The 18,769-nt window shown below is 57.6% G+C and carries 12 protein-coding genes and 1 other annotated feature; all 12 genes read left to right on the top strand.

Annotated elements, in window-relative coordinates; genetic code table 11:
- Positions 1-320: 320 nt before the first annotated feature.
- The 12 genes from C4885_RS11560 to C4885_RS11615 all read left to right on the top strand — a co-directional run bounded on the left by C4885_RS11560 (position 321) and on the right by C4885_RS11615 (position 18,187).
- Positions 321-959 carry a stage II sporulation protein R gene (locus C4885_RS11560; protein ID WP_114000476.1) on the top strand — a complete coding sequence of 213 codons (639 nt, stop codon included), beginning with the start codon at positions 321-323 and terminating at the stop codon, positions 957-959.
- A gap of 54 nt (positions 960-1,013) precedes the next feature.
- The gene (locus tag C4885_RS11565) at positions 1,014-4,343 is read left to right on the top strand and encodes a PD-(D/E)XK nuclease family protein (RefSeq protein ID WP_114000477.1); all 3,330 of its coding nucleotides are present in this window, start codon (positions 1,014-1,016) and stop codon (positions 4,341-4,343) included.
- Between the two features lie 361 nt (positions 4,344-4,704).
- Positions 4,705-8,205 carry a UvrD-helicase domain-containing protein gene (locus C4885_RS11570; RefSeq protein ID WP_114000478.1) on the top strand — a complete coding sequence of 1,167 codons (3,501 nt, stop codon included), beginning with the start codon at positions 4,705-4,707 and terminating at the stop codon, positions 8,203-8,205.
- Positions 8,206-8,459: 254 nt separating this feature from the next.
- Positions 8,460-8,609 carry a 50S ribosomal protein L33 gene (gene rpmG / locus C4885_RS11575; protein WP_114000479.1) on the top strand — a complete coding sequence of 50 codons (150 nt, stop codon included), beginning with the start codon at positions 8,460-8,462 and terminating at the stop codon, positions 8,607-8,609.
- A 19-nt stretch (positions 8,610-8,628) separates the two neighbouring features.
- The gene (gene secE / locus C4885_RS11580) at positions 8,629-8,937 is read left to right on the top strand and encodes a preprotein translocase subunit SecE (protein WP_114000480.1); all 309 of its coding nucleotides are present in this window, start codon (positions 8,629-8,631) and stop codon (positions 8,935-8,937) included.
- Positions 8,938-8,961: 24 nt separating this feature from the next.
- Positions 8,962-9,504, top strand: coding sequence for a transcription termination/antitermination protein NusG (nusG, locus tag C4885_RS11585; protein ID WP_114000481.1), 543 nt, complete (start codon positions 8,962-8,964; stop codon positions 9,502-9,504).
- A gap of 154 nt (positions 9,505-9,658) precedes the next feature.
- Positions 9,659-10,084 carry a 50S ribosomal protein L11 gene (gene rplK / locus C4885_RS11590; protein ID WP_114000482.1) on the top strand — a complete coding sequence of 142 codons (426 nt, stop codon included), beginning with the start codon at positions 9,659-9,661 and terminating at the stop codon, positions 10,082-10,084.
- A gap of 59 nt (positions 10,085-10,143) precedes the next feature.
- Positions 10,144-10,836: a 50S ribosomal protein L1 gene (gene rplA / locus C4885_RS11595; RefSeq protein ID WP_114000483.1), complete on the top strand. Its 693-nt coding sequence runs from the start codon at positions 10,144-10,146 to the stop codon at positions 10,834-10,836.
- Positions 10,837-10,882: 46 nt separating this feature from the next.
- Positions 10,883-11,023 (top strand) — a sequence feature (ribosomal protein L10 leader region).
- A gap of 45 nt (positions 11,024-11,068) precedes the next feature.
- On the top strand, positions 11,069-11,584 hold the full coding sequence (gene rplJ / locus C4885_RS11600; RefSeq protein WP_114000484.1) for a 50S ribosomal protein L10: 516 nt from the start codon (positions 11,069-11,071) through the stop codon (positions 11,582-11,584).
- An 86-nt stretch (positions 11,585-11,670) separates the two neighbouring features.
- A complete protein-coding gene (gene rplL / locus C4885_RS11605) occupies positions 11,671-12,045 on the top strand; it encodes a 50S ribosomal protein L7/L12 (protein WP_114000485.1) in 375 nt (124 codons plus the stop codon).
- A 389-nt stretch (positions 12,046-12,434) separates the two neighbouring features.
- Positions 12,435-14,948 carry an RND family transporter gene (locus tag C4885_RS11610; protein ID WP_114000486.1) on the top strand — a complete coding sequence of 838 codons (2,514 nt, stop codon included), beginning with the start codon at positions 12,435-12,437 and terminating at the stop codon, positions 14,946-14,948.
- The gene (locus C4885_RS11615; protein WP_114000487.1) at positions 14,948-18,187 is read left to right on the top strand and encodes a LapA family protein; all 3,240 of its coding nucleotides are present in this window, start codon (positions 14,948-14,950) and stop codon (positions 18,185-18,187) included. Before C4885_RS11610 ends, C4885_RS11615 begins: the two co-directional genes overlap by 1 nt.
- Positions 18,188-18,769 lie beyond the last annotated feature (582 nt).

Genomic DNA, 18,769 nt, shown 5'->3' on the forward strand with positions numbered 1-18,769 from the left:
TTTTGGCAACGCAGATGCCGTGCCGCAGCCGCCGGAGCGGTGCTTAAGCCGTCAGGCGGGAATTGTGCGGTGTTGCCTATATAGACAAAGAAAGTATAGTGGTGTAGAAAAATGCATGGGCACATCACATAAAGAGTAGATAACGTAAAATAATTGAATAACAGCTTTCCTTTGGCCCCATACTGCTTGTAACATCAAGCCGTCAAGGGGCAAGGCACGGCGCAGGGAACTGCGCAGCGTGCAGACAAAAGCATTGCCGGCCACCGGGCGTTTGTTGCCGGGCCGGCTTTTTGCTTTTGCAGCAAAAGGGGGAAACGCTGATGAAAAAACTGCTGCAAAAATTACCATCTGCCGGGGCTAGCCCGCTAAGGATTCGCAAAATTCTGGAATGGGGCTGTGCCTGCGGTCTGCTGCTGACCATTGTACTTACTGCAGCGGCTGTGCGGTATCAAACTGTGTGTGCCCGTGTGTGCGGGGATACGCTGCGGCTGCACATTTTAGCCAACAGCGATACAGTGGAGGATCAGCTGCTGAAATTGCAGGTGCGGGATGCTGTTTTGGAACAGGTGACAGCCGCAACGCAGTATGCCGAAACCAAGCAGCAGGCGGTGCAGACCCTGCGCACAGCCATGCCGGACCTGCAGCGCACAGCCCAACGGACGCTGCGCCATGCGGGCAGCAGCCAACAGGTACAGTGCAGGCTGGAAGAAATCCCGTTTGCAGCCCGCCGCTATTCCGGCTTCTGGCTGCCGGCGGGTACTTACACGGCGCTGCGGATCGAACTGGGCAGCGCCCAGGGGCACAACTGGTTCTGTGTGCTGTACCCGGCGCTCTGCGTGGGCGGCAGCGAAGCCAGGTATGCGGATACGGAAGAAAACGCGCTGGTGTTTGGCGGCTATCAGGTGCGGTTTGCTCTGTTGGATACCGCCCGCAGCGTGTGGCAGAAAATAACGGATTGACAAAATGGCGGCAGGGCGTGCAAGAAGAAGCTCTGCAAAAGAAAGAGGAACACCATGCTGACCTTAATCCTTGGCCCTTCGGGCAGCGGAAAATCGGTGCGCCTGCGGGAAGAACTGCGCCAGCGTGCGCGCAGCCGGCAGCGCAGCATCCTGATTGTGCCGGAGCAGTTTACATCTTCGACCGAAGGTGCGCTTTACCACGCACTGGGGGATGAACTTTCTGCCTATGTGGAGAGCTATTCCTTTACCTCGCTGGCCGAAACCCTGCTGCGCCGCTATGGCGGTGCGGCGGTGCCCACGCTGAGCGAGGCCGGACGCGCCGTGCTGGTGCGCCGCGCTATGGATGAAATGATGGACAAGGTGGTGTATTACAGCCGCCAGCGCCGCAGCGCTGCGTTCTGCCAGAAGGCGGCGGAAACCATCAGCGAGCTGAAAAGCGCGGGCATCCGCCCGGAGACCCTGGCGGATTATGCCAACGCCCCCGGTGCGGACAAAGATAAGCTGGGGGAACTGGCCCTGATTTTTGGAACCTATGAAACCCTGCTGGCCCAAACGGCCATGGACCCCGGCGACCGCGTGGAGCTGGCGGCCAAAAGCCTGGACCAGGCCTTTTTTGCGGGCCGCACGGTGTACATTGATGAATTCGATACATTCAACCACTCCAAGCGCGCCATGCTGGCGGCCATGCTGCCGGTTGCCGATGTGACGGTAAGCCTGTGCTGTGACCAGGCTCCGGACCAGGCGGACGATGACGTGTTCAGCGGTGCGCGGCGGGTGGCCAATACCTTGAAATCCATGGCGGCCAGTGCGGGGGTGCCCTGTAAAGAAATCCGCCTGACCCAGGATATGCGCCACAAAGATGCCCCTGTGCTGGCGGAGCTTGGCCTTTTGCTGGCGGATCCGACCTATACGCCGGAGGCAGAGGTGGACCCCGCCGCCCCGGCTATTACCTATTATAAGGCGGACAGCCGCCAGGCGGAGGCCAAGGCCGTGGCGGCAGCCGTCAAAGCGCGTGCCCGTGCGGGTGTGCCGTATAACAAAATGGCGGTGATCTGCCGCACGGTCGACCAGTACCTGCTGCAGATCCGGTATGAATTCCGGCTGCAAAATATCCCGTTGTTCTGTGATGAACCCACAACGCCGGAAAACACCGCCCCGGCCCGTGCGATCCATGCAGCGCTGGATCTGCTGCGCGGCGGTCTGACCACCACGGCGCTGCTGCGCCTGCTGAAAACCGGCTTGGTGGACCTGGACCGGGACAGCCAGTGCGCACTGGAAAACTATGCCTATACCTGGCCGCTGCATGCGCAGGACTGGCGGGAACCCTTTACCCGCAACCCGGAGGGCTACACCGACCGGATGAGCGAGCAGAGCCAGCAGGACCTGCAGCGCGCCGAGGAAGCCCGCAGCTTTTTGGTGCCGCGGGTACAGAAATTTATGGACCGTGCCCGCAATGCGGATACCGCCACCCTGACGGCGCAAATTTACTACTTTTTGCAAAGCCTGGGGGCGGAGGAGGCCCTGCAGAAGCTGACCGATGCCCTGCGTGCATGCGGGGACCTGCCCAACGCGGACGAAGCCCTGCGGGAATGGAATGTGATCACCGAGCTGCTGGACCAGATGGTGCACCTGCTGCCCGCAGGGGAGCCCATCACCCCAGCTGATTATGATGACCTGTTCACCCTGCTGCTGCGCACCACGGATATGGGGCATATTCCGCAAAGCTTGGACAGCGTGATCTTTACCACCGCTGGCCGCATGCGCCTGCCCGAAACCGAGGCCGTGTTTGTGATGGGGCTGGCGGAAGGGGAGTTTCCCCAGACACCGGGGGATACCGGCCTTTTGAGCCACGCTGACCGCGATACCATGATCGCGCTTGGCGCGGAACTGCCCGACTGCTTTGAAAACCGTGTGATCCGTGAGCAGGTCTGCTTTTATAAGGCACTGACGGTGGCGCAGAAATACCTGTGGCTCAGCTGGCCGGGCGGCGCTGCGGGCCTGCCCGGCACGGCGGCATTGGCCCCGGCGCTGGAATTGCTGCGGGTGCCGCCGGCGGTGGTGCAGCCGGAAGAGCTGGCCGCAACACCCGCCGCTGCGCTTGACCTGCTGGGGGATGTCTGGCAGCAGAACACCCCGCAGCGGGCATCGGTGCAGGCGGCACTGGCAGCCGTGGAGGGCAGCGCGCAGGCCGCACCCGGCTATGCCGCCGTGCAGCGCGCCGCCCAGCGCAAGCCCGCCCGCGTGGAGGATGTCAAGGCGCTGGAAAGTATTCTTGGCCCCAGTGTGCGCATCAGCCCCACGCGGTTTGAACGGTACATCAGCTGTCCGTTTGCCTATTTTATGCAGTATGTGCTGGGGGCGCGCCCGCGCCAGAAAGCCGAACTGGCCCCCAATATCAGCGGTACGCTGACCCACTGGGTGTTGGAGCAGGCCCTGCGCCGGGAGGGCAGTGCCTTTGCCAAATTGACCCAGCCGCAGCTGGAACAGCTGGTGGAAAGCCTGGTGCAGGAATACACCGCCGCCAACCTGCCCGGCGCGGGGGTGCGGATGAACTACCTGCTGGGGCGGATCCAGCGCAACCTGGTGGGGCTGCTGGGGTTCATCCAGCGGGATGTGCGGCAGTCCGGCTTTCAGCCCGTGGCGTTTGAGCTGCGCATTGATGACCGCCCGGACAGCGATGACCCGGATGCCCCACGCGTGGACCCCGTTCAGCTGGACGATGGCAGGGGGCACACGGTGCGTATTGTGGGTACGGTGGATCGTGTGGATACCATGGAACTGGGCGGCAAAACCTACATCCGTGTGGTGGACTATAAGACCGGAACCAAAAAGTTTGACCTGCGGGAAGTGTATTACGGCCTGGACTGCCAGATGCTGCTCTACCTGTTTACCCTGGAACGCAACGGCGGGCATCTGTTCTCGCAGGGCACGGCAGCCGGGGTAGAATACCTGTGGGCGGATCCCGCGCCGGAAAATATCATTCGACCGGAAACAGATGATGCAGAACCTTTGCAGGCGCAGAACTATCCGCTGGAAGGACTGCTGCTGGATGAGCCGAGCATTTACCATGCCATGGATACCAGGGGCACCGGTGCCTTTGTGCCCCTCAGCTTCAGCGCCAAAACCGGGGAGCCAACGGCACAGTCGGCCAAAGCGCGGCTGGCGGACCGGGAAAAGTTCAACCGCATCCGGGACCACCTGGATGGAATGCTGACCGATATGGCCAAGAACCTGTACAGCGGTGAAATCGACGCAGCCCCGCTGGTGCCCAATGCAGGCAAAAGCCCCTGCCTTTGGTGTGAGTACCGCACCGTCTGCCGTCATGCGGACGGCGAAGGGGAGCGCACACCGCTTAAACCGGACGACCCGTTTGGCGCAGAGTAAACCGGCGGGGCAGCTGGAAAGTCAAGGCAACACCGCATAATTCCCGCCTTGCGGCTTAAGCACCGCTCCGGCAGCTGCGGCACGGCATCTGCGTTGCCAAAATGCTCGATAATGTCGGGTTGCGGTACCCGCATCGTGCTTCGGGGGCAAAAGCCCCTCGCACTCTGCGACCGCTGCCCCTGCTTCGGTTCGCTGTTTCCGCCACTGGCGGCGCTCACCTTTGCAGCATCCAGTATTATCTGCGCTTTTTACTTAGCAGCTGCCGCACCTCGCTCGCCGTATCGGCACTTAGAATTATGCGGTATTGCCTTTGCTTTCAGATATACCTTAAAATGCAAAAACGCCGGATAAGGAGACAACAATGGCGGAAGCGAAAATTCAATTTACCCCGGCGCAGGCCGCGGCCATTCAGGCCCGCGGCGGCAGCCTGTTGGTTTCGGCTGCGGCCGGCTCCGGCAAAACGCGGGTGCTGGTGGAACGTGTGGCGGGGCTGATCACCGACCCGGACCACCCGGTGGATGCAGATTCTCTGTTGATCATGACATTTACCAATGCGGCAGCGGCCAAGCTGCGGGCGGATATTACCAAGCGCCTGGCAGCAGAGATTCGCCAGCATCCACAGGATGTGCGCCTGCGCCGCCAGCAGATGCGGCTGCAGCGGGCATCCATCGGCACAGTGGATGCGTTCTGCCTGCATTTTGTGCAGCAGAACTTTTCGGCTCTGGATGTTCCGCCGGATTTTACCATTGCGGATGACGCTACCCTGGTGCGCCTGCAGCAGGAAACCCTTTCCACCGTGCTGGAACAGGCATATACCGATCCTGACTTCTGTGCCTTTGCGGACCTGTATGACCGCGGCCGGACGGATGATACCACAGGCCGGGCGGTGCAGGAACTGTATCACTTTACCCAGGCGCTGCCACACCCGGCGCAGGCGCTGCAGCGCTTTGTTGAAATGTGGCAGAGCGATGCCCCACCGGAAAAGACCCAGTGGGGGCAGGCCGTTCTGCGGGAAACCTCTGCGCGGATCAAGGGCGTATTGCGCCTTTTGCGCACGGCGCAAAAAATTGCAGCGAAGGACCCGGCGGCGGATAAAGCCCTGACAGCCGTACTGATGGATGACGAAGACCGCATGCTGCTGGTGCTGGATCGGCTCGATCACGGCGCGTGGGACACCGTTCCGGAAGCACTGGATAACGCAGATAACTGGCGCAGAGCCGGGCGGGTGCCCGGTGGGATCGCATCCAACATAGCGGCAATGTCGGCCAATATGCTGCGGGACCGCGCCAAAAAACAGATAGCGACCCTGAGAACGGACTTTTTGCTCTGCCCGGCAGCTGACTATCAGGCAGACCGCCGCCGCGCCGCCCCGCTTGTGGCTGCGCTGGTCCGCGCAGTGGAGCAGTACCGCCGCACACTGCTGGAAGCTAAACTGGCAGAAAAAGTGCTGGACTATGCAGACCTGGAGCACATGACGCTGGAACTGCTGCTGACACCGGAGCACGAGCGCACCAGCCTGTGCCGCACCGTCAGCGCGCGGTACTCTGCTGTGCTGGTGGACGAATACCAGGATACCAACGCGCTGCAGGATGCCATCTACTTTGCCCTTGCCGCGCCGGATGCTTCTAACCTGTTTTTTGTGGGGGATATCAAGCAGAGCATTTACCGTTTCCGCCAGGCGGACCCCTCCGTCTTTGTGGGCAAGCAGACGGCGTGGCAGCCCTACCCGGCTGATGCCCCGGTACCTTACCCGGAACCGGCCACCATTGCGCTGGATGCCAACTTCCGCAGTGCGCCGGATGTAATCCGGGGGATCAACTACTTTTTTGAAACGTTTTTCTCCCGGCGGCTCGGCGGCATTGATTACGGCGATGGCCAGCGCCTTGTGGTGGGCAGAAAAGACGAAACCTACCCCGGCCTGTGCGAGCTGGATGTGATCCGCGAAGCCGATACCGCGGCAGATGCCCGCACCATTGCTGCACGCATTGCCCAGATGATGGCGGATGGTTACCCCGTGCGGGACGCCGAACCCGGCAAAACCCGCCCCTGCCAGTATGACGATTTCTGTATTCTGCTGCGCGGCCGTTCGGACTTTGCGCTGTATGAAGCTGCCCTGACCGCGCTGGATATCCCGGTTTATGCCGATGTGGCGGCTGACCTGCTGGACGCCCCTCATGTGCGCCCCTTTGCCGCACTGCTGCGTGTGCTGGATAACCCGGCACAGGATGTGGAGCTTTCCTCTGTGCTGCTCAGCCCGCTGTACCCTTACACGCCGGATGATCTGGTGCAGCTGCGCGCGGCTGTGCGCGGCGGCAGCCTGTATGCGGCGGTGCTGCACGGCAGCGACCCGCGCTTTGCACCGTTTTTGCAGGATATGGAGGTTTACCGCGAGCTGGCCCGTACCCTGACGGTGGGGCAGCTGATCGAAGAGCTGTTTGCCCGCACGGGTTACCTGGCGGCGGTCGGCGCCATGCCGGACGGTGCCCGCTGCCGGGATGACCTGCTGGCATTTGCCGCGTGGGCAGCGAACGCCGGGGCGCGCGGTCTTTCGGCCCTGGTGCGCGCAATGGATGCCGCCAAGGCGGGCAGCGGGGTGCAGGCACCTTCCATCGGCCAAAGCCGCCCCGGCTGCGTGACCATTATGACGGTCCACCGCTCCAAAGGGCTGGAATTCCCGGTGGTGTTTGTGGCCAACACCTCCCACAAGTTCAACCAGAGCGATGCCATCTATCCGGTGCTGTATCATAAGGAGCTGGGCATTGGCCTGATGCTGCGCGCGGGCAGCAGTGCCAGCCGCTACAAAACGCTGCCTTATACCGCCGTGGCGCAGACGATCAAACGTGAAACACTCAGCGAGGAAATGCGCATTTTATATGTGGCGCTGACCCGTGCGCAGGATGCGCTGATCATTACGGTACCGCTGAAAAGACCGGAAAGTGAATTGAAAAATCCGGCCATGTTTGCCAGCGCCGAGGCAACGGATGCCGAAGCCATGCTGGGGGCACAGAACTGGGCGCTCTGGCTGCTGACGGCAGCTATGCTGCACCCGGCCAGCGAGGAACTGTGGAAATACAGCGAACTGCTGCCCCATCATATCCCAACGGAAGCGCCGCTGAACATCCGCCTGCTGGACCCGCCCCCCGCGGTGCAGGCAGCGGAGCCGGAAGCCCCGGCCCTGCCGGACGATGCCCTGACCGAACGCCTGCTGGAAGCGTTTACATGGCAAAGCCCCAACAAAGCGCTGGAAACCATCCCGGTTAAAGTCAGTGTCAGCGCCGTGACCCACACCAAACAGGAACTGACCCTGCGCCGCCCGGCCTTTTTGCAAAAGTCCGGCATGACCGGGGCGGAACGCGGCACGGCCATCCATACGTTTTTGCAGAGCGTCCCCTTTGGCCCGCAGCCGCCAGAGCTGGAAGCCGAAGTGCAGCGCCAGCTGGACCTGCACCTGCTGGACCCGGAGCTGGCCAAAGTGCTGGATCTGGAACAGGTACGCCCGTTTTTTGCCAGTGGGGTATGGCAGCGCATTGCCGCTGCCCGCCAGGTCCTGCGGGAAGAACCGTTCATTACCGCGCTGCCGGCCGGAGAAGTCGTCCCCGAAGCGGCGGGACAGGGGAGAGCGGCCAAGGCCCCGGTGCTGGTGCAGGGCATTGCCGATGTGGTGCTGGTGTTTGACGACCACGCCGAAATTCTGGACTATAAAACCGATAAAAGCCGCAATGCCACCTATTATATTGAGAGCTATGCCGCGCAGCTGCGGCTGTACCGCCGTGCGTTTGCCCTGCGTTTGCCGGTGCCGGTAACAAAGCTGACCATCTACTCGTTCGCCATGCAGGATGAGATCGATATCCCGCTGGAATAGGCGATAAACTTTTGGGCAGATAACGTGATTTTTTTCTGCCTGCCCCCCTTGACGCACGGGGGTTGGTATGCTATTATAGTAGTACCTCTTTTGCGGGTCTATTTTTTTGTGCCCATTTTTAGGCACAGGGCCCGCGGGCGCAAAGGGCGGCAACCCTTTGCACAACGAGGGAGGCCTTTGGGCGCAGCGCAAAGCATCAAGCTTTAACTTCGGTGCTGCACCCGTATAAACCGTTAATTGGAGGTGCCGAACGAATGACTGTCAAGATCACCCTGGCCTGCACCGAGTGCAAGCAGCGTAACTACAACAAGGAAAAGAACAAGAAGAACAATCCGGATCGTCTTGAGATGAAGAAGTATTGCCGTTTCTGCAAGAAGCATACTGTTCACCGCGAAACAAAGTAAGTTTGAAGGAGCTTTTAAGATGGCTGATAACAAAGCGGTAAACCAGACCGCCGCCAAGCCGGAAGAAGCTAAAGCCGACAAAAAGGCTAAGGCAAACGACGGCAAAAAGAAGGTTCCCTTCACTGCCAAGGTCAAGAACTTTTTTGGCCGTATCACCAAGTATTTCCGTGATACCAAAAGCGAGCTGAAAAAGGTTGTGTGGCCCAGCAAAGAAGACACCCGCAACAATACCATTACCGTTATTGTGGTTGTGGTAATCGCGGCTGTTGTGCTGGTGCTGCTGGACATGGCGTTTGGCGGTATCATTCACCTGCTGATCGGCGCGTGAACCGGCTTTTGAGCGGAGGCAACTATGGCTGAACAAGCATATTGGTATGTTGTGCATACCTATTCCGGCTATGAAAACAAAGTCGCAACGGATCTGATGACCATGGTGGAAAACCGCCGCATTCAGGATCTTATCTGCGATGTCAAGGTCCCCACCGAGACCGTGATGGAGGATCAGTTTGATAAAACCGGCAATAAGATCGGCGAAAAAGAAGTTCAGCGCAAGATCTACCCCGGCTATGTCTTTGTCAAAATGGTCATGAACGATAATACCTGGTACATTGTCCGCAACACCCGCGGCTGCACCGGTTTTGTCGGCCCGGCTTCCAAGCCGGAACCCCTCTCGGAGGAGGAAGTCGCCAAACTCGGCGTTGATAACGGCGTTGCCGCGCCCGAAGTCGATTATGCCGTGGGCGACAATGTCGAGATCACTTCCGGCACAATGGAAGGTTCCATCGGTACGGTGGAAGAGATCAATCTCGACGAACGCAAGGTCCGCATCAAGATCAACATGTTTGGCCGCGAAATCCCGGCAGAACTTGGTCTGCACGAAGTCAAACTTCTGTAAGCGGAACTTAGCGCAAATCGCCTGGCAACAGGCAAGTAATTCCGGTAGAAACTGCGCATGAGCAGTTTTTATAGAGCGTGCGAGGGTCGCATGCTCGTGGGAGGCCTGCACCGCGGGCCGCAACTCACCACAAATTTTGGAGGTGCAATTTATCATGGCACAGAAAATCACTGGCTACATTAAGCTGCAAATTCCCGCCGGCAAGGCAACTCCGGCTCCCCCTGTTGGTCCTGCTCTGGGCCAGAAGGGCGTTAACATCATGGCGTTCACCAAGGAGTTCAACGAACGTACCAAGGGCCAGATCGGCATGATCATCCCCGTTGTCATCACTGTTTACGCTGACCGTTCCTTCAGCTTCATCACCAAGACCCCGCCGGCTCCGGTCCTGATCAAGAAGGCCGCTGGCATCGACACCGCCTCTGGCGTGCCCAACAAGAACAAGGTTGGCTCCATCACTCTGGCTCAGGCCGAAGAGATCGCCAAGACCAAAATGCCTGACCTGAACGCTGCTTCTCTGGAAGCTGCCGTCAGCATGATCAAGGGCACCTGCCGCAGCATGGGCGTCACCGTCGAGGGCTGATCAAGCTCTTTTGCGTGGGAGGATAAATCCGATAACTACCACAATGGAGGAATAAAGTAATGAATCACGGTAAACATTATGTCGACAGCGCTAAGCTGATCGACCGTACCAAGACCTACGAGCCCCAGGAAGCCCTGGAGCTGTGCTGCAAGACCGCTAAGGCCAAGTTCGACGAGACCGTTGAGCTGCATGTCCGCCTTGGCGTTGACAGCCGCCATGCTGATCAGCAGGTCCGCGGCGCTGTTGTTCTGCCCAACGGCACTGGCAAAAACGTTCGCGTTGTTGCTATCTGCAAGGGCGACGCTGCTAAGGCTGCTGAGGCTGCCGGTGCTCAGGAAGTTGGCGATGATGATCTGATCGCCAAGATCCAGGGCGGCTACCTGGACTTCGATGTTCTGGTTACTACCCCGGATATGATGGGCCGCGTTGGCCGCTTGGGTAAGATCCTCGGACCTCGTGGTCTGATGCCGAACCCGAAGGCTGGCACCGTTACCCCCGACGTTGGCAAGGCTGTTACCGATGCCAAAGCCGGTAAGATCGAGTACCGCCTGGACAAGCAGAACATCATCCATGTTCCCGTTGGCAAGGCTTCTTTTGGCGCTGAAAAGCTGATGGCCAACCTGGACACCGTCCTGGAAGCCATTGCTAAGGCTAAGCCGGCTGCTGCCAAGGGCCAGTACTTCAAGAGCGCAACCATCGCCACCACCATGGGCCCCGGCGTTCGCGTTGCCACCAACAAGTATGGTGTATAAGAGAATTTTCTCTTAAAAAATGCTTGACAAACGCACATTCCCGTGCTATTATAATTAAGCTGTTTTTAAGACAGCAGGCGCCCTTTGGGGCCTAACGGGTTTGACCCACCTGCCGAGAAACGTGCGTTTTGAATTTGCTTCAAAGCCATTTTCCCGGCAACGGGAAAGTGGCTTTTTCTTTTGATAGAGCCGCTTGCCTGTATATCTTACAAGCGGAATGAGGTGAAAACAAATGCCCAGTGCAAAGATTCTGGAAGCCAAGAAGGCTTATGTTGCAGAACTGAACACCAAGATCGCTGGTTCTCTGGCTGGCGTTGTCGTTGCTTACAACGGCATCAGCGTTGCTGATGATACCAAGATGCGTAAGGAACTGCGTGAAGCTGGCGTTGAGTACATGGTTGTCAAAAACACCATGCTGCGCCGTGCTGTTGCTGGCACCCAGTACGAAGCTATTGCTGAGTACTTCAAGGGTGATACCGCAATTGCTCTGTCTGCTGAGGACCCGGCTGCTGCTGCCCGCATCCTGTGCAAGGTTGCTGACGCAGACAAGTCCAAGCGCTTCACTGTTAAGGGTGGCTTCTGCGACGGCCAGGTGCTGGATGCCGCTGGCGTCAAGAGCCTGTCCACCATGCCCAACCGCGAAGGCCTGCTCTCTATGCTGGCTGGCTCCCTCAACGGGATCATCGGCGGTCTGGCTGTTGCGATCCAGGGGATCGTCGACAAGCAGGAAGAAACCCCCGCTGCCTGATTTATCTTGCAGCATGAGGAAAGCGGCGTAAACCTCAACAAAACCGCCGCACACAAACAATTATAAAAATTATGGAGGTAACTACCATGGCTTCTGAAAAGATCACTGCCATTGTCGAGTCTGTCAAGACTATGACCGTTCTCGAGCTGAAAGAGCTCGTTGATACCATTTGCGAAGAGTTCGGCGTTTCCGCTGTTGCTGCTGCCGCTCCGGCTGCTGCTGGCGCTGCTGCTCCTGCTGAGGAAGAGAAGACCGAGTTCGATGTCATCCTGGCTGATGTCGGCGCTAACAAGATGCAGGTCATCAAGGCTGTTAAGGAGCTGACCGGCGCTTCTCTGATGGAAGCTAAGAAGCTCGTTGAGACTGCCAACGCTAAGCTGAAGGAGCAGGCTTCCAAGGCTGACGCTGAGGAAATGAAGAAGAAGCTGGAAGAAGTCGGCGCTAAGGTTGAGCTGAAGTAATTCTTCTTACTTGAATCTTTTCCAAACCGCCCCGTGGTGTAAACCGCGGGGCGGTTTTTGTATGTCAGCCACCTGGATCCCCTTTGCGCGAAATACACAAATCACGGTTTCATTTTTGTACAAAAACGAGAATTTGACAGTGTGATTTTACAAATGTTCAAGATATATCCATTTCTTTCTGACACAAAAATCCTTATAATAATAATGATATAAATAAAGTGCTCTCTGCGCCCGGTTCCATATAAAAATAGGGCAGGAGAGTGCCGATAAAATTATTGGGTGTTAAGTACGGGAAAGGCACAGCCACACACCGTGCACCGGCAAAACATGCACGATGCTGTTGGTTTTGTGCTTTTGGTACTGTGGTTAATCAGGTAAGGAGTGTGTATATGGAGGAGCAAAAGCCAAAAGGCAGCGGTATGGAAAAAATCGCTACCTTTATTGTGGATAAGCGCAACCTGTTCTTTCTACTTTATGCATTTGCGTTAATTTTCAGTATTGTAGCAACCGGCTGGGTCAAGGTGGAAAATGATATTACTACCTACCTGCCGGAGGATACCGAAACCCGCCAGGGCCTGACCGTGATGAATGATAACTTTGTTACATACGGCACAGCCCGCGTGATGGTTTCCAATGTTACATATGAAACCGCCGAGAATATCTGCAGTGACCTGGAAAGCATTGATGGCGTTACCAGCGTGGATTTTGATGATACCACGGACCACTACAAATCCGCTTCGGCGCTGTTCAGCGTAACGTTTGACGGTACCACAACGGACGATATCAGCATCCATGCGCTGCATACCATCCGGGATATGCTGGCCGGGTACGATACCTATATTGATACCGAAGTCGGCGTGGATACCTCCGCAGACCTGCAAAGCGAGATGAGCGTCATTCTGGTACTGGCGGCCATCGTCATCGTGCTGGTGCTTACCCTTACGTCCCGTTCCTATGCCGAGGTTCCGGTTCTGATTATGACCTTTGGCGCGGCGGCTTTGCTGAATATGGGCACCAACTTCCTGTGTGGCACCATTTCCTTTATCTCCAACTCCGTTACCGTTATTCTGCAGCTGGCACTGGCCATTGACTACGCCATCATCCTGTGCCACCGCTTCTCGGATGAGCACGAAACCAAGGATACGCGGGAGGCCTGTATCGCGGCATTGTCCAAGGCAATCCCCGAAATCAGCTCTTCCTCTCTGACCACCATTTCCGGCTTGGGGGCTTTGGCGTTCATGCACTTTGGCATTGGCCGCGATATGGCAACCGTGCTGATCAAGGCTATTCTGTTCAGCTTGCTGTCGGTGTTTACCTTGATGCCCGGCCTGCTGATGGTGTTCAGCAAAAAGATCGATGCAACCCGCCATAAAAACCTGATCCCCAAGATCACCTTCCTGGGCAAGTTTGATGTCGCCACCCGGTTTATTGTCCCGCCGATTTTTGCCGTTGTGGTTGTAGTCACCGCAGTGCTGGCCAACAAGTGCCCCTACTGCTACAGCTATACAGACCTGGTCACCGCCAAGCAGAGTGAAAGCCAGATTGCCCACCAGAAAATCAAGAACACTTTTGGTGTCAACAACATGGTGGCGGTGATCGTACCGACAGGGGATTATGATTCCGAACGCCAGCTGCTCAAGGACCTGGATTCCTGCGCGGAAGTAAAATCCACCCAGGGCCTGGCCAACATTGACGCTATGGATGGCTACAAACTGGCCGATGCCCTGACCCCGCGCCAGATGTCGGAACTGGCCGGGCTGGATTACGAGGTGGCCGAAGCCCTGTACGCCGCCTATGCCGTGGACCAGAACGAATACGGCAAGTTGATCAGCGGCCTTGGCGATTATAAAGTACCGCTGTTTGATATGTTCATGTTCCTGCAGCGGGAGATGAAAGACGGCAACATTACGCTGGACGGTGACATTCAGGAAACGCTGGATGACCTGTTTGAACAGCTGAACAAGGCACAGCTGCAGCTGCAAAGCGATAAATACAGCCGCCTGGTTGTCTACCTGAACCTGCCGGAAGAAAGTGACGAGACCATGGACTTTCTGGATACGATGCACGCCTTGATTGCTAAGTATTACAGCAGCGATACCTACATTGTCGGTAACTCCACCAACGTCAAAGACCTGTCCAGCTCCTTTGGCGAGGATAATATGCTGATCAGTGTGCTGTCCGCTTTGTTTGTTGTCATTATCCTGCTGTTCACCTTCAAATCGGCCGGTCTGCCGGTGCTGCTCATCGTTGTCATTCAGGGCAGTATCTGGATCAACTTCTCGGTGCCGACCATCCAACATGAGTCGCTGTACTTCCTGGGTTACCTGATTGTCAACTCCATCCAGATGGGTGCAAACATTGACTATGCTATCGTTATTTCCAGCCATTACACTGACCTGAAAAAAGAAATGCGGCCTAAAGAGGCAATGATCGCCGCATTGAACGAAGCGTTCCCTACCATCTTTACATCCGGCACCATTCTGGCGGTGGCCGGTGCGCTGATCGGCGTTATGACCACCAATCCGGTCATCGCTGCCATCGGCACCTGCCTGGGCCGCGGCACGGTCATTTCCATTGTGTTGGTTATGGCGGTTCTGCCCCAGATCCTGCTCATCGGCGATACCATTGTGGAGCGCACCAGCTTTGATGTAAAAGTTCCTGTGGATCTGTCCCGCGTCAACCGCACGGCCAGCGGCAACATGCGCGTCAGCGGCCGGGTGCGCGGCTATGTGAACGGTGTGATCGATGCCGAGATCAAGGGTACGTTGAACGGTACGTTGAATGCCTCTGTTACCAGCGGCACAACGATAGAACCAACAAAGCCTGATTTTTATCTGCCGGAAAGCAAGGAACAAGCGGCGGCTGAATGGGCAGAACATTATACGGAAGGGGAGGAAGTCTGATGGAACGCAATACAGCAAAACGCACGCTGGAAAAACTCCTCTCTGTGTGTATCTGCCTGTGTATGCTGGGGGCCATGCTGCCCGCCCAGGTGTTTGCCGAGGAAGCCGACACCGCCCAGACCGAAACCGTGCAGGATACGGCCCCAAAAGATACGGTTCACCTTTCCAGTGCGGATGACCTGATCCAGCTGGCCAAGAACTGCCGCCTGGACAGTTGGAGCCAGAACCGCACCGTTGTGCTGGAAGCCGATATTGACCTTTCCAGCGTTGACTTTAATGGTATCCCCAGCTTTGGCGGCACATGGGAAGGCCAGAACCACGCCATTACCGGCCTTTCCCTCAGCCAGGACGGCAGCGTGCAGGGCTTATTCCGCTATGTGCAGCAGGGGGCCCTGGTGCGCGATATGACGGTAAAGGGCCGCATCAAGCCGGGCGGCACCCGCGCCAGCGTGGGCGGCATTGCGGGCAGCAACGCCGGTACGATTGAAAATTGCGCGTTTGACGGCGTGGTATCCGGCACCAGCCAGATTGGCGGCATTGCCGGTGTCAATACGGTCAAGGGCAGCATCAACGGCTGCACGGTAAGCGGCACAGTGTATGGCAGCCACTTTGTGGGCGGCGTTGTGGGCCAGAATGACGGCGTGGCTACCAACTGCACCAATGCGGCCAGCGTGAATACCACCGTGAGCCAGAACGAAGTCAAGCTGAATGACCTGACCCTGGACAATGTGCTGAAAACCGAAAAGGCCAACGATGTGACCGATGCAGGCGGCATTGCGGGCAACAATGCCGGTGTGCTGCGCGCCTGCATCAACCGCGGAACCATTGGCTACAGCCACATTGGCTATAATGTCGGCGGTATTGCCGGCAGCCAGACCGGCTATGTGGAAGGCTGCGTGAACTATGGCACCGTCAACGCCCGCAAGGAGGGCGGCGGCATTGTGGGCCAGATGGAACCCTCCAGCGTGCTGCAATATAACCAGGATACCTTGCAGGAATTGCAGGGCGAACTGGATACCCTTTCTGCCCTGATGAACAAGGCCACCAACGATGCCTCGGCTTCTTCCAGTGAGCTGACCAGCCAGCTGAATGATCTGACCGGCCGGGTGGACAGCGCGCGCGAAGCCGTGGATACCCTGATCGATAAGACGGTCAACGGGTTTGATATCGGCACCCAGACCATCAACATTACCGACCTGACCAAACTGACCGGGCAGGGTACGATCAATGGCAGCGGCAACGGCAGCGCCAACGGGTCCGGCAATGGCAACATCAACGGCACCATTGAGCTGGTGCCCACCCCGGAGCCGACCGAAGAACCGGAGGAAACCCCGGAACCCACCGAAACGCCGGCTGTGACGCAAGCGCCGGCCGTGACGGAAGCCCCCACCGCGCCCCCTGACCCGGATCCGACTGCGGCGCCTGCTCCGGAGCCGGACCAGCCTGACGACCAGCCCGCAGAGCAGAGCGAGGACGACCGCGAGGGCGAAGCACATGGCCGCCCCCGCCGCAATGAACCCACTTTTGATGTGGATCTCGATTTTGGCGGGGAAGGCGGTGGTGACGCTGGCGGCGATGCGACCATCGACCATGGCGGCGAAGGCCAGATCGACAGCAACATTGACCTGACGGTGCCCAGTATTACGCTGAGCGACCGCGATTCCATCACCGCAGCACGCAGCAGCCTGAACGGCAGCCTGGCTTCCATCATTGACGGTGTCAGCAGCCTGAACACCAACACCGGCAGCCACACCCAGGCTTTGATCCGGGATGTGCAGGCCATCAGCAGCCAGCTGAACAAAATTGGCGATACGCTGGCTGGTGCTGCAGACCAGAGCGAGGACGACAACAACCTGTTTGAAGATGTTTCAGACAGCGATACCGATGGCGATACCGAAGGTAAAGTGTTCAACTGCATAAACCTTGGCGAGGTAAACGCCGATATCAATGCAGGCGGCATTACCGGCGCCATGGCCCGTGAAAACGACCTGGACCCCGAAGATGATACCAAAACCAGCGGCAGCAGCTCACTGAATGTGACCTACAAGACCCGCATCGTGGTGCGGGACTGCATCAATAAGGGGGCTGTCAATGTCAAGAAAAAAGGCGGCGGTGGCATCGTTGGCAGCATGGATATGGGCTCGGTGCTGCAAAGCTATAACTTTGGCAATCTGGAATCGGACGATGCGGATTATGTTGGAGGTATTGCCGGGCAGAGCAAGTCCATCATCCGCCGCAGCGCAGCCAAGTGCCGCCTGAGCGGTGATAACTATGTCGGCGGCATTGCGGGCAGCGGCTTTACCATTACCGGCAGCCGCAGCTTTGTGCTGGCGGATGGCGACGAGTATGTCGGCGCGATTGCCGGCGGGCTGGAAAGCAGCAATTCCATCACCAACCTGAACAGCGCACTTCAGGATTCCGAGTCCGAGCAGAGCGGCAACTATTTTGTCAGCGAAACGCTGGGCGGCATTGACGGCGTAAGTTATGCAGGTCAGGCGGAACCGCTTTCGTTCCAGGAATTCTGTGACCTGACGGCACAGGATGGCATGCCGGATGAATTCCGCAATGTTACCCTGAATTTTGTTGCCAACCAGGTTACGGTGGAAGCTATTACGGTGGAGTACGGTGCGGCCTTTGATATGGCCAATGCGCCGGAGCTGCCTGTCAAGGGCGGCTATACGGCAGAATGGTCGGACTTTGACCATGACCATGTTGTGTTTGACCAGACGATTGAAGCAGTATACACCCCGCTGGATTCCGTGGTGCAGAGCGGCGATACCCGCAACGGCCTGCCCATCCTGTTGGCAGAGGGCGCTTTTGGCACGGCGGAAGTAACGCTGACCCCGTCCAGCGAAAGCCCCGGCGCGGTGGGAACGCTGCTGGAATGCTGGGAAATCACCCTGCCGGAGGACCACTCCGACAGCCATGTGCTGCATTATCTGGCACCTTCGGACAATACTGTGGTATACCTGCGCGATGCTGACGGCAGCTGGCGCAAGGTGGATACCACCGAGGACGGCAGCTATCTGGTGTTTACCGCCATGACGGACGAAACGACCCTTGCCGCAGTAGAAAAGCCCGGCATTCCGCTGCCAATTCTGATCGGCGGTGCCGTGGCAGCGGTGCTGCTGGTTATCCTGTCCATTCTGGGCCACAAACACCGCAAAAAGCGCCTGACCAAAAAAGCAGAACAGGAACGCAAACGAGCCGAAGAAACCGAAAACGGCTGGTTCTACTAAAAAATAAAAAACGCAGAACTTTCAACGTTCTGCAAAAATAAAGTTGAAACATCCCCCGCAGGTGCAGCAATCGCTGACTTGCGGGGGATGTTTTGCGCTTTTAGTTTACAGTTTGCGGATGAACAGGAAAGTTAAAAATATAAGGCAATACCGCATAATTCTAAGTGCCGATACGGCGAGCGAGGTGCGGCAGATGCCAAGCCAAAAGCGCAGATAATACTGGATGTCTTATCGAGCATTTTGGCAACGCAGATGCCGTACCGCAGCTGCCGGAGCGGTGCTTAAGCCGCAAGGCGGGAATTGTGCGGTGTTGCCTTAAATGTCTTGGTAAGGGCGAACATCGTTCGCCCACGGCTGTTTGCTGTGTGTACGACTTGTTAAAATATGTGACGTCTTTGCGTTGGCATTGATATGCCGCCAGGTTGGCGGGCATACAATGTGCGCCCCGGTGGTCACTATGGAATAAAACACATTAAAAATGCGGTGCAAACAACCGGATTTTCTTAGGCAATACCGCATAATTCTAAGTGCCGATACGGCGAGCGAGGTGCGGCAGCTGCTAAGCCAAAAGCGCAGATAATA

The organism is Subdoligranulum sp. APC924/74, from assembly GCF_003324125.1.
GTDB classification, from domain to species: Bacteria; Bacillota; Clostridia; order Oscillospirales; family Ruminococcaceae; genus Gemmiger; species Gemmiger qucibialis.